This is a genomic window from Citrobacter sp. Cpo040, from assembly GCF_030332915.1.
GTDB classification, from domain to species: domain Bacteria; phylum Pseudomonadota; class Gammaproteobacteria; order Enterobacterales; family Enterobacteriaceae; genus Citrobacter; species Citrobacter portucalensis.
Window position 1 is genome coordinate 1,243,355 of the sequence record NZ_JAOWGX010000034.1, and the last position, 12,179, is coordinate 1,255,533.

The 12,179-nt window shown below is 46.2% G+C and carries 10 protein-coding genes, 1 pseudogene and 1 riboswitch; of the genes and pseudogenes, 8 read left to right on the forward strand and 3 right to left on the reverse strand.

Annotation, left to right across the window (positions count from 1 at the left end; genetic code table 11):
- The first annotated feature begins 240 nt into the window (after window positions 1-240).
- Genes OGX86_RS10790 through OGX86_RS10800 form a run of 3 tightly spaced genes read left to right on the forward strand, consistent with a single transcriptional unit; the run spans window position 241 to window position 3,481 of the window.
- Entirely contained in the window at window positions 241-1,518 is a 1,278-nt protein-coding gene (locus OGX86_RS10790) for a nucleoside permease (protein WP_008785233.1), read from the forward strand.
- On the forward strand, window positions 1,515-2,519 hold the full coding sequence (locus OGX86_RS10795) for an ADP-ribosylglycohydrolase family protein (RefSeq protein ID WP_286640016.1): 1,005 nt from the start codon (window positions 1,515-1,517) through the stop codon (window positions 2,517-2,519). The genes OGX86_RS10790 and OGX86_RS10795 overlap by 4 nt, the downstream gene beginning before the upstream one ends.
- The gene (locus tag OGX86_RS10800; protein ID WP_174771343.1) at window positions 2,516-3,481 is read left to right on the forward strand and encodes a PfkB family carbohydrate kinase; all 966 of its coding nucleotides are present in this window, start codon (window positions 2,516-2,518) and stop codon (window positions 3,479-3,481) included. The genes OGX86_RS10795 and OGX86_RS10800 overlap by 4 nt, the downstream gene beginning before the upstream one ends.
- On the opposite strand, the gene OGX86_RS10805 is transcribed toward OGX86_RS10800, so the two are convergent.
- From OGX86_RS10805 to thiM, 3 genes are read right to left on the reverse strand one after another with little or no spacing between them, the layout of a single operon-like run.
- The gene (locus OGX86_RS10805) at window positions 3,455-4,201 is read right to left on the reverse strand and encodes a GntR family transcriptional regulator (RefSeq protein ID WP_008785236.1); all 747 of its coding nucleotides are present in this window, start codon (window positions 4,199-4,201) and stop codon (window positions 3,455-3,457) included. The two genes, OGX86_RS10800 and OGX86_RS10805, sit on opposite strands and share 27 nt — an antisense overlap.
- A gap of 42 nt (window positions 4,202-4,243) precedes the next feature.
- On the reverse strand, window positions 4,244-5,044 hold the full coding sequence (thiD, locus tag OGX86_RS10810; protein WP_048224552.1) for a bifunctional hydroxymethylpyrimidine kinase/phosphomethylpyrimidine kinase: 801 nt from the start codon (window positions 5,042-5,044) through the stop codon (window positions 4,244-4,246).
- Window positions 5,041-5,829, reverse strand: coding sequence for a hydroxyethylthiazole kinase (thiM, locus tag OGX86_RS10815; RefSeq protein ID WP_048224554.1), 789 nt, complete (start codon window positions 5,827-5,829; stop codon window positions 5,041-5,043). The genes thiD and thiM overlap by 4 nt, the downstream gene beginning before the upstream one ends.
- Window positions 5,830-5,860: 31 nt before the next feature.
- Window positions 5,861-5,956, reverse strand: a riboswitch (TPP riboswitch).
- 750 nt (window positions 5,957-6,706) lie between these two features.
- Here thiM and OGX86_RS10820 point away from each other — a divergent pair.
- From OGX86_RS10820 to OGX86_RS10840, 5 genes and pseudogenes are all read left to right on the forward strand, one after another.
- Entirely contained in the window at window positions 6,707-8,254 is a 1,548-nt protein-coding gene (locus OGX86_RS10820; RefSeq protein WP_286640019.1) for a DEAD/DEAH box helicase family protein, read from the forward strand.
- A gap of 933 nt (window positions 8,255-9,187) precedes the next feature.
- Window positions 9,188-10,228: a hypothetical protein gene (locus tag OGX86_RS10825; protein WP_286640021.1), complete on the forward strand. Its 1,041-nt coding sequence runs from the start codon at window positions 9,188-9,190 to the stop codon at window positions 10,226-10,228.
- A gap of 43 nt (window positions 10,229-10,271) precedes the next feature.
- Entirely contained in the window at window positions 10,272-10,631 is a 360-nt protein-coding gene (locus OGX86_RS10830; RefSeq protein WP_286640024.1) for a hypothetical protein, read from the forward strand.
- A gap of 520 nt (window positions 10,632-11,151) precedes the next feature.
- Complete coding sequence (locus OGX86_RS10835; protein ID WP_286640027.1) at window positions 11,152-11,757, forward strand: recombinase family protein; 606 nt, start codon at window positions 11,152-11,154, stop codon at window positions 11,755-11,757.
- Window positions 11,758-11,931: 174 nt separating this feature from the next.
- A pseudogene (locus OGX86_RS10840) lies at window positions 11,932-12,039 on the forward strand (IS630 family transposase); the annotation flags it as partial.
- Window positions 12,040-12,179 lie beyond the last annotated feature (140 nt).

Genomic DNA, 12,179 nt, shown 5'->3' on the forward strand with positions numbered 1-12,179 from the left:
GTAAGTTCCAGTTTAAAACCGGAATATGGATTGTCCTGACCCGCCTTTTTGCGGGCAGCATTAAGCCTGGTACCGACTGCACTTTTTTTCCATCTTTAGCGCACTTTTCAGCAACTTCTGCTGGCTCGATTCAGGAAAAAATAATGTTAAGACGGTCAAAGTTTAACCCCAAAGGTATTTTAAAGGTATTATTGAATGGTACTATCAGCGCGTACCTTACCTGTCATGAAGGATTTAAAGATGAAAACTACAGTTAAGCTGTCGTTCATGATGTTTGTAGAGTGGTTTATCTGGGGCGCCTGGTTTGTACCACTGTGGCTGTGGCTGAGTAAAAGTGGCTTTAGTGCCGGAGAGATCGGCTGGTCCTACGCCTGCACAGCCATTGCGGCGATCCTGTCGCCCATTCTGGTCGGTTCAATCACTGACCGCTTTTTCTCCGCGCAAAAAGTGCTGGCGGTGTTGATGTTCGTCGGCGCTATTCTGATGTACTTCGCCGCCCAGCAAACCACCTTTAGCGGATTCTTCCCTCTGTTACTGGCCTATTCGTTGACCTATATGCCGACGATTGCGCTGACCAACAGTATTGCTTTTGCCAACGTACCGGATGTTGAACGTGATTTCCCGCGCATCCGCGTGATGGGGACCATTGGCTGGATTGCCTCCGGTTTGGCCTGCGGTTTCTTACCGCAAATGCTTGGCTATAACGACATCTCACCCACCAATATTCCCCTGCTTATCACTGCCGGAAGCTCCGCATTGTTAGGCGTTTTTGCCTTCTTTTTACCGGATACGCCGCCAAAAAGTACCGGCAAAATGGATTTCAAAGTTATGCTGGGTCTGGATGCGCTGATCCTGCTGCGCGATAAGAACTTCCTCGTCTTCTTCTTTTGCTCTTTCCTGTTTGCGATGCCACTGGCGTTCTATTACATCTTCGCCAACGGCTATCTGACAGAAGTCGGAATGAAAAACGCCACCGGCTGGATGACACTGGGCCAATTCTCTGAAATCTTCTTTATGCTGGCGCTACCGTTTTTCACCAAACGCTTTGGCATTAAAAAGGTATTGTTGCTTGGTCTTATTACTGCGGCGATCCGCTACGGATTTTTCGTTTACGGCGGTGCGGAAGAATATTTCACTTACGCCCTGCTGTTTCTCGGCATTCTGCTGCACGGCGTCAGTTACGACTTCTATTACGTCACGGCTTACATCTATGTCGATAAAAAAGCGCCGGTCCACATGCGCACCGCAGCGCAAGGGCTTATCACCCTCTGCTGTCAGGGGTTCGGCAGCCTGCTCGGTTACCGTCTGGGCGGCGTGATGATGGAAAAAATGTTTGCTTATCAGGAACCGGTTAATGGTCTCACCTTTAACTGGGCTGGCATGTGGGGATTTGGCGCGGTCATGATTGCCGTCATTGCCGTGATGTTTATGATTTTCTTTCGCGAATCAGACAAAGAAATCACCGCCATTAAGGTGGACGATCGCGATGTAGCGTTGAAACAAGGGGAAGTAAAATGAAAGCAGAACGTATTCTCGGTGCTCTTTATGGGCAGGCGTTAGGGGATGCGATGGGCATGCCGTCGGAACTGTGGCCAAGAACCCGGGTAAAAACACACTTCGGTTGGATCGACCGTTTTTTGCCCGGCCCTGCGGAAAATAATGCCGCCTGCTATTTTAACCAGGCGGAGTTCACTGATGACACGTCCATGGCACTGTGTCTGGCAGATGCCCTGCTTGAGTGCGACGGCGAAATTGTGCCAGACGTTATTGGTCACAATATTCTGGCCTGGGCCGAGCAGTTTGATGCTTTTAATAAAAACGTGCTTGGCCCGACCTCGAAAATTGCGTTGAACGCTATTCGTGACGGTAAACCGGTCGCCGAACTGGAAAACAACGGCGTGACCAATGGCGCGGCAATGCGCGTTTCCCCGCTGGGATGCCTGCTGCCCGCCCGCGATCTTGATGCCTTTATCGATGATGTGGCACTGGCCTCCAGCCCAACGCATAAATCGGATCTGGCTATCGCGGGAGCCGTTGTCGTCGCGTGGGCGGTATCGCGCGCCATCGACGGAGGAAAATGGTCAGAGATTGTCGACGCGCTACCTGCCATTGCCCTGCATGCGCAGCAAAAACGAATCACCACCTTTAGCGCATCGCTTTGTGCACGCCTTGAACTGGCGCTAAAAATCGTCCGTAACGCCGACGGCGTCGAGTCCGCCAGCGAGCAGTTGTATCAGGTTGTGGGGGCAGGAACCAGCACCATTGAGTCCGTTCCTTGCGCTATCGCCATGGTTGAGCTGGCACAGACCGATCCTAACCGCTGCGCCATTTTGTGCGCTAACCTCGGCGGCGATACCGACACCATCGGGGCGATGGCAACCGCCATTTGTGGTGCATTACACGGCGTGAGCGCGATCAACCCAGCATTGAAGCAGGAGTTGGATGCGGTGAATCAGCTGGACTTTACCCACTACGCCAACGGGTTAATGCGACTGCGCGAGCAGCGGGAGGCGCTATGAGCAACACGCATCTGCAACAACTTCTCTCGCAGTTACGTACACAGCGGCCAGTAACGGTGGTGGGTGCGGCGGTGATTGATGTCATTGCCGATGCGTATGCCCTCCCCTGGCGCGGCTGTGACATCGAGCTCAAGCAGCAAGGTGTTAACGTTGGCGGCTGCGCACTCAATATCGCCGTCACGCTTAAGCGTTTAGGTATCGATGCCTGCAATGCTCTACCACTGGGCCAGGGAGTGTGGGCCGACATTATCCGCAACCGGATGGCAAAAGAGGGACTGCACAGCCGGATCGACAATGCCGAAGGCGATAACGGCTGGTGTCTGGCGCTGGTGGAGCCGGATGGCGAGCGTACCTTTATGTCTTTTAGCGGCGTTGAGAATCAGTGGAATGCCGCCTGGCTGGCACAGCTGGATATCCCGCGTCATAGCCTGGTGTATCTTTCGGGTTATCAGCTAGCGTCCCCGTGCGGTGAATTGCTGGTGCAGTGGCTGGAAGGTCTGGAAGAGGTGACACCGTTTATCGATTTTGGCCCGCGCATCGGCGACATTCCCGAGCCCTTACTGGCAAGAATTATGGCCTGTCGTCCGCTGGTTTCCCTCAATCGCCAAGAGGCGGAAATTGCTGCCGAGCGGTTTGTATTAAGTCAGGATGTGGAAGGTTTTGGCGCAGAATGGGTGCAGCGTTTCACCGCACCGGTGGTCGTGCGGCACGATAAAGACGGCGCATGGTATTTCAGCGCACAGACATCCGGCTGCGTACCGGCATTTGCAACGGCGGTCGTTGATACTATCGGCGCAGGTGACAGCCACGCTGGCGGCATGCTGGCTGGGCTGGCATCTGGCTGGACGCTGGCCGACTCAGTGCTGTTAGGTAACGCGGTGGCGTCCTGGGTAGTTGGGCATCGCGGCGGCGATTGCGCCCCGTCACGCGAGGAGCTACTCCTCGCACACAAAAACGTATAGATCGCTACGACAGTAACTGATGCTGTATTCAATAGGCCGTTGCTGCTGGTCAAGCGCTACCTGCTTGATCACCAGTACCGGCACTTTGCTATCCATTTGAATGTGCGCCTGAAACTCTGCGTCAGGCATTCTGGCGCTAACACGTGAGCGCGTGCGCTGCGGGAAAATATGCTGGCTACGAAAATAGTCATACAGCGAAACACCGATGGCATCCACGTCATGAATTAGATGTGCGGGTACCCAGGACTCTTCAATAGAGACTGCGTCTTCGTCAACGTAACGAATGCGTTTGAGCAGGAAAACATCACTCCCTGCGACAACAGCCAACTGCTGTGCCACCTCTTCCGGGCAAGGCACAATTCTTTTGTTAACCCACAACGTATCCGGTTTTTTACCGCGCAACACCACCTGCTGAGAAAAACCGCGCGCTTCTTTAAGCGAATACTCGAAGATATTGTTAATTTGCGTTCCGTAACCGCGGGCACGTGTTACTACACCTTCTTCTTCCAGGGCCTGCATCGCCTTACGTACCGTAATCCGAGAAACGCCGGTCAACTGGCTGAGGTCGCGCTCGCCGGGCAGGATATTGCCGTGCTCCAGGATCCCACTGCGCACAGCATTCTTCACCGTCTGCGCAAATTTCATATACAGCGGCGTGTTATCCGCCGCTGAAATACGTTCATTCAGTTGTGCGATAAGCTGGGTATGCGCTTGTTCCATTTATCTTTTTCCTGGCCGCCGTTTCTGCAGCCAGTATACCCATTACCACCACGCGTGGAAATGATGCACCGGACCGATTCCTTCGCCAACTTCCAGCGTGTCGGCCTGTGCCAGCGCCGCTGAAAGCCACAGTTTGGCTTCCTGTACGGTATCGGCCCAGCTGTTATGGCGCGGACGCAGGGCTGCCAACGCCGCCGATAGCGTACAACCGGTGCCATGGGTGTTTTTGGTCATCACCCTTGGTGCGGTAAAACGCTGCTCACCATCGCGCGTAAAGAGCCAGTCGGGGCTTTGCGCATCATCCAGATGACCGCCCTTCATCAACACTGCCTCGCAGCCCAGCGCCCGTAGCGCCCTTCCCTGCTCTAACATCTCCTGCTCAGTTTGCGCATGCGATGCCCCGAGCAGTGCAGCAGCTTCGGGTAAATTAGGGGTGATAATCGAAACCTGCGGCAACAAACGGGTACGCAACGTTTCTACCGCCGAGGGCGACAGCAACGGATCGCCGCTTTTCGCCAACATCACCGTGTCCAGCACCACATTTTGTACCCGATGGCGACGTAAACGTTCGGCAACAGCTTCGACAATGTCCGTCTCAGCCAACATACCGATTTTAGTCGTATCAATACGCACATCATTGAACACAGAATCCAACTGCGCGGCGACAAAATCAGGTTCAATGCGATACACCGACTGCACCCCACGCGTATTTTGCGCCACCAGCGCCGTGATAACGGAACAGCCGTAAGCGCCCAGCGCCGAGAAGGTTTTTAAATCAGCCTGAATACCCGCGCCACCGCTTGGGTCGGTTCCAGCGATCGTTAATGCGTTAATCCGTTTCATGCTTGCTCCTGGGCATTCAGGTTATAGAGGGCGTCGAGAAATGCCGGGACAAAGCTACCCGGTCCGTTTGATTGCCCGGTGGCGATTTGCCCGGCCTGTTTCATCCAGCTACAGGCGGAGGCGACGTTATCAAGTCGGTCACCACGTAAAGCGCAACTGGCCGCAACAACCGCTGAAAGAGCACATCCGGTGCCCACCACGCGAGTCATCAACGGGTCACCACCGTCCACGCAAACGGTACGCTGACCATCGGTGACGTAATCCACTTCGCCGGTCACCACGACAATGGTCCCAATCTGACGAGCCAGCGCCTGCGCTGCCGGAAGCGCAGCGACAGCCGTATCGGTTGTATCCACGCCGCGTCCCCCACCGTTCATGCCGGCCAGAGCAAGTATTTCCGAAGCGTTGCCACGAATAGCAGCAGGCTGTAGTGACAATAATTCCAGGCAGAAGCGGCGGCGAAACTCAAGCGCGCCTACGGCAACGGGATCGAGCGTCCACGGGGTTTTAGCATGATGAGCCTGCTTAACTGCGGCACGCATCGCCGCGGCCCGTTCCCGAGTTAAGGTGCCGACATTAACCAGCAACGCACTGGCAATAGCGGCGAATTGGCTGGCTTCCTCAGGCTCGATCACCATCGCAGGCGATGCGCCCAGCGCCAGTAACGTATTGGCAGTAAAGCTTTGCACGACCTCATTGGTCATACAGTGTGTGAGCGGGGATAAGTTTCTAAATTGGTGCAAAGTGTGAGCCGCGAGCGCGCGGCTGTGCAGGTCAGGCTGCATTGTTCAGCTCCTGCCCGCGCGAAGAAGGGACACGAGCAGTGTCAGACTTCCCTACGCTGGCATTATCCAGATCAGGTGGTACGGGTATTTCTCAGCCTTCACCAGAAGGGCACCCCGAGTCATATGCTTACATTTCTCTTAATTTTTGCCAGCTTAGGTTAAGTTGCTCGCCGATGCAAGTTTACCGGTGGTGACGTCACTTATACACGCTGTACCCCACCGAGTACCCCATTTGGTACCTCATACCAATTAAGGAATAGCTCCCAACCTCATTTTGAAACACTAATAGTTGCTCGATTTTTTTGGAACCAAGAATCCAACATTGAAATGTATAAAAAATATATCTGATGAAAAAAAATAGACACCAGTATAGTTTGGAGAACTTTTTATATATAGCAAGGCAACGGATGTGATAAATGCTTTATAAAAGCACTTATCTTTACTCTATTTCATTTACTAAAAATGAAACGAATTAATTCTATGTGCTACAATGTGTAGTGCAGAAAACAACCCTGTGTTAACAACATAAAAAAATAAAAGGTGATTATATGGTAGCCACAGGTGATTTCCTACCAGAGTTATCAAACATAGCCGCTCATTGTGAAAGGAATAAGTCACAAATTAACAAGGAGCAAAACAAACAATACAAACCCTCTTATCAACAGGTCAAACCTTAATCATTAAATACCTCAGCCTGCTAATTTTTGCATATAAGATAACGAAGTGAAATTCACGATACATTCGAAAATAATTACGAAACTGACTGTAACTTTTGAGGCGGTAAAACTGCTTATTTCACTTGTTTATAAACATTCTCTTGCAGTTGTCGCAACTCAAAAATACTAATAACTAAAACAACGAAAGGCCAGACACTGGAATGGCTGACCTTTCTAAATTAATCAATATGGAGCGTGTACAAATGATTAATCCTACACCTATTTATAACAAGTTTAAGTACGTAACTGCTGAGTGTGGTTCAGGTAAAACTACTGCTTTATGCAAGATGATTAATAATTATATTAAAGATAGTACACGCAAATTTATTATAGTACAGAATACACAAAAACTTGCTAAACAAACGGCTAAGAATTTCAGTAATTGCAAGTTGTTAATTAGCGATCTTGTCAGTACTAAGACAAACGTAATCAATTCAGTACTGGACTTTCTAAAGTCACCTAATGAACGAGTACTGATCATTAGTGACAAGACATTTTTTAAAATCCCTGTCGATTTATTAGAAGGTTGGGAAATATGGCTTGATGATGTGACTAACTTTCATTCTTTCAAAAGAGTTAATGATGGGAATAACATTATCAAGAAATTAATTTATTGCGACTTAATGAAAGAACATGAGATTCTTGATGATGGAGAGCAAAAGTACTTAACAGCACAAAAGAAAACTGTAAGTGGAGATTTATTAAACAAAATATATCAGGAGTTATCCGTTATTAGTGAGAATGATATTTTTATCATGAATAATGACTATTTCACTGATGCAGATAAAATTCAATTAAGTATTCTTGGGTGGAAAGATATCACGAAATACCTCGGGCTACCAATAACTTTCATGGGGGCCAACTTTGAAAACTCCTTGATTTATAAAGCTAGAAGTGAAGCATTTGAAAGTATAGCAATTAATAATCTTCAGCAAAGAACAGTACCTTTAGAGCAACGCTTAGAGGTTTTTTATTTTTCTGAAGAAATAAAATTGTCAAAAACATGGAAGGATAATAACCCCGAACAACTTCAAAGAATTTACGATTACCTTAATAATGAACTTGCAGGCAAGGATTTTTACTGGACGAATAACAATAATGATAAGCATAAACTTCATCACGGTACAAAGATAAGTCCTGATGCCAGAGGTTTAAACGATTATAAAGAACTGAATACATGTGTCTGGCTTGCCTGTATGCGTCCTGATACTACTGAAGCTAGCCTATGCGAATTGCTATTAGAAATTACGGGCGAGGATATTCAAATCGCCAGAGAGTACGAGAATCTATACCAGTTTGCATTACGAGGGGTATCGCGTCAGTTTGACAGTAAAGAACAGCAAACCGTCTACGTGTTTGATAAATGGCAGGCTGAGTCATTGAGTACAAATATTAAACATATTCCTAGAGTATTGGAAAACGTAGCACCGGGTGTACCAGGAAGGCCAAAGGGAGCCAAAAACGCTAACAGACTACCTAAATTGAGTGATACAAAATCGAGGCGTTTCAGTCGCTGGAAAAAAGAAAATCCGGGACTTGAAATAGACTCGTTCCGTGAGTTTCAGAACAATGATACTAACCGCGATCTCAGTACTGAAGATAAAACTGCCATGTTGAGACGATTCGAAAAGGCAGTACAAAAAAGAGACGCAGATTCAGTCCGAAACACCGACATGAAAAGCAACGATATGTCCAAAAATAACCCCTAATAATATATGCTTAAGTGAAAAAACGGACATCAGTCCAGGTGAGAAAGCGAGTTAACTACCTGAAAGCAGGAGCGGCGAAGCAAGCGAACTGTTTCGGGTAGTTAGTGAGAGTGCTCACGCAGTGAGTACTTGATAGCTATCCAACTGTTGTATATAGATAAAACATTTAAACAGTACCCGCAAGCGAGTACTGTTCGCTGGATTCGGTTCTACTGCTTCGTTCCTTTCAGTCACTGGCAGAGCGAACCAATCGCGTTTTTCTGTTCTGTTATTCAGTACATAACTGACTGTTATTTCATTACTTATTCTACAAATGATTCCTTTGTGTACTTAGTGGGGTATCTGTTGTTTCAGTTACTGGAAAAGCCCTGTCAGTACTGACCAGAGCGAAGCGACCCCGATCCGATCTGTCCCCCTTCATGATGGTGTTTCGGACAAAACGCACAGGAAGCCCCTGAATGCGATGTTCATTACTGACACACATGAATGACCAAAACCCTACAAAACGCCGTAGCGACGCTTTAAGAGCGTTTGCGTGATGGTATCGCTAATACTCCCTGTATTGAAATCAGATACATAACACCTTTCATGGATGACGAATCCTCTTGATCGATTTTACCTATTGATTTGTATTGAATTAATAGTTATTGATAGATTATATCGATCAATAAGCCATTTATCGATCGTTTTTATCGATCGTTTATTGATATGCGTGCTACTCTTGAGCACCTGAACACGGACGGCTTTAAGTCCGTACTTTTGGCCTGAGAGAAGATAATGGGAGTGACAAAACAGTGAGAGTGGTACAACTGCTAATCTATAAATTTTGGGGGGATTCCTTTTTAAGGGATCTACCTAAAGGCAAACGAATTATTGTCGATAATACAAATAGAACGAACCATCGATTTGGAAAATTATTAAAGGATAATTGCGGTGAGTAAATATTTAAAAATAGGAATTTATGGCATTTGGGGAGTGTTTTTATTCCTTGCGTCAATGGAGAAATTTGGTGATCTTTTCGCAGTCGGTACAGGCTTCTGGTCGGTAGTCATGCTTTCCGTCGCTGGAGTGTGTCAGCTACTGGCAAGTATTGCCGCAATAGGTTGGGCTGTTTTGGGTTTAGGTACTTTCCGGGCTGAGTACTTACCCTATAAACTCGTTAATAATTATACGGTTCCTGTACTGATCATTGTACTTGCTTTTGTGGCAAGTTCTGCCCGATCTTCAAGCGATGGAGCCAGAGCACAAAAACTTGGTTTTAAAGATAGTAAAGAGTTTTCTATCGCTCGTGAAAATCACATTACAAATACTGATGACTACGCGAAATTTGTAGAAGAACAACGAGTTAAAGCGGCGGAAAAGAAGGTTCAAGATGCGTTAGTAGCAGCCGAGAAAGCTAATCAGGATATAGTAAAGAAATACATTTCAATATTTGATAAGGATAAAAGAGAACAAGCTCAAATAACTATTAGCAAAGATTTAGAAGAAAATGCAGTATTAACAGAGTCAATACTTACTGAAATTAAATCTTACCCTAATAACTCAGTTGATAGAACTGCTGGACAACTCACATACTTAGACATTGGCGTTAGTATGGAAGAATACATGTCAGCTATTGAGCAATCTAATTGTAGGCAAAGGCTTAACAATTCTTTATTTCCTTTAAATGAATGGAATAAATCTCAATTTAATTTATTGAACGAAAGATTTAATGCTATGAGAAATGGAGTTGATATGGATAGGATTCAGCTTGGCAAAGAATTGCAATACGAAAGAGATAAAATCACCATGCAGTACTTTTATGAAAAAAATAAATATCAAAAATCATTTAATGAGTGTGTTTTCAGTCTGTTGTCTTCTATATCCAATCGTCTTTCAAGACCTGATGCCAGACCTGCTCCCGTAACTGATTATATTCCTGAAGGAATTAAATGCATGAGAAAACCCGAAGGAAATATAAAATCTTGTTATTAAGCCCATTGAAATATAATGTACTGTTCTTTAATAAGGAATTAAAGTGAAAAAGACTTCTGTTGCAATGCTGTTATTGTTGAGTACTTCCTTTCATTTACAGGCTGCTGTACCTGATAGAAAAACAGAACCCCCCTTTGCTATTGATAATGAGGTTATTTGTTTGAAAGAAATTCAGAAACAAATGACGCCTTTCCTTAAACAGTTTGAACAGGAAAACGGTGTTAAGTACAAATACAATGTTAAATCTGGTTTATCGTACAAGGATACTGTAGGGTTACGGTTACAGATCAACCGTGTAGATTCTGGATTGGACGTGCGTGTTGCCGATCTTGATTACTACTGGCTACAGGAGCGGGGCAGCATGTGTCAGCCAGCATATATGGTACTTGATCGTTCTGAATGAGTGCTTGTACTGGTACAAGGTCGCGAAAGTGGCCTTTTTTATTTGCTTGTTGCCCGGTATGTATTCACTTGCAAAGTGTGGCGATTTTGCATCCAAACTGATTTAAGTTAAGTGACTTTTTTGGATAATATACTTAAGTTACTGTAAGCGGTCTCATGTAGGCCTTTTTTTCGTCCTCGCTAAAAGTACTGGCCTTAAGGACACAAAATAACCAAACCCCTAGTATCACGATTTCTGACTTAAAAGTTAAAGGGATCGTTTACTCAGATAAAAGTACAACTTGTTTTATTCCGCCTGATTTAAAATCTCGTTCGCCTAATCAGGTTCAACCCCGTCGACAAAATGCCGTGAACTCAGATCTCGATACTGAACTTTTCACTAACCCTACTTGACTAAAAAACGCACGATCAAAAATCTCTTTTGGGTACTCCCTAACGGTACTTAGTTTTCTTGAAGTACTTAGTATCATTTAGTTCTTTAATTAGTTTAAATGATACATATCGGTACCGAGGGCAGGAAAATGATTTTTGGTTACGCGAGAGTCTCGACAAAGGATCAAAATCTTGAGCGTCAGTTGGCAGTACTGAAACCTATATGCGATGAAATCGTTACAGAGAAAGAATCAGGCAAGACCACCAGCGAAAGACCTGAACTATTGAACCTGCTTTCTCACCTTCGTAAAGATGACATCCTTGTTACTCACTCGATTGATCGTCTGGCACGTAATACCCGCGATTTGCTCGAAATGATCGATAACCTCGTAGCTCGTGGGGTCACTGTGCAGTTTCTTACTAACTCGGCAAGTTGTGATAACTCCTCCGCAAACTCTATGAGTTTTGATAACTCCCCACAATCACGATTGATCCTAACCATGATGGGTGCCGTTGCGGAGTTTGAGCGAGGCATGATTGCATCACGCCGCAACGAGGGAATTGCTCTTGCCAAAGAAGCCCGGAAGTACAAAGGCAAGCAAAAGAACAAAGCACTGCATAGCAAGATTATCGATATGTTAAAGACCGGAAAGAACACACCGGACGAGATCGCAAAGCTATGTGATTGCGGCAGGGCTACAGTGTTTCGCGTGAAGAAAGAAATGCTTGCCAGTACTGGCTATATTGAGAACTGATATAGCTGAAGGGGGTAGGGAAAGGATTCTGATAGTTTAGTGCTGTTCGAATCCTCTCGATATCCTTAATGAATCTGTAAACAATTCTCTGTAATTTCCACTGTATCAAAGGCGATCGCTCAGGCGGCCAAGTTTCTTGATCACAAGCGATCCACCGTCAACAGCCAGCTCTGAGCCGAAATAAGGCGATTTTTTAGGGAAAAATTACCGGGTATAGCCGAGGCTCTGTCACGCCGGATAAACGATAATTTCCAGGTGCTGAAAAATGCATCTTCAAGTTAACTCTCTATATTCATATTGAGTGATACTCCCTGTCTTATAGACTAACCATAACATATCGATGATTGCTTAAGATATAATTCCTACATGTTACAATTATCACTCCATTTTGTGAGACTCATCACATTCACGTAAAAAATAAG

Bases quoted from the DNA above. Each gene is read 5' to 3' on its own strand.
- OGX86_RS10795 (WP_286640016.1), top strand. From the start codon at position 1,515: ATGAAAGCAGAACGTATTCTCGGTGCTCTTTATGGGCAGGCGTTAGGG.
- OGX86_RS10835 (WP_286640027.1), top strand. From the start codon at position 11,152: ATGATTTTTGGTTACGCGAGAGTCTCGACAAAGGATCAAAATCTTGAG.
- OGX86_RS10800 (WP_174771343.1), top strand. From the start codon at position 2,516: ATGAGCAACACGCATCTGCAACAACTTCTCTCGCAGTTACGTACACAG.
- thiM (WP_048224554.1), bottom strand. From the start codon at position 5,829: ATGCAGCCTGACCTGCACAGCCGCGCGCTCGCGGCTCACACTTTGCAC.
- thiD (WP_048224552.1), bottom strand. From the start codon at position 5,044: ATGAAACGGATTAACGCATTAACGATCGCTGGAACCGACCCAAGCGGT.
- OGX86_RS10805 (WP_008785236.1), bottom strand. From the start codon at position 4,201: ATGGAACAAGCGCATACCCAGCTTATCGCACAACTGAATGAACGTATT.
- OGX86_RS10790 (WP_008785233.1), top strand. From the start codon at position 241: ATGAAAACTACAGTTAAGCTGTCGTTCATGATGTTTGTAGAGTGGTTT.
- OGX86_RS10820 (WP_286640019.1), top strand. From the start codon at position 6,707: ATGGCTGACCTTTCTAAATTAATCAATATGGAGCGTGTACAAATGATT.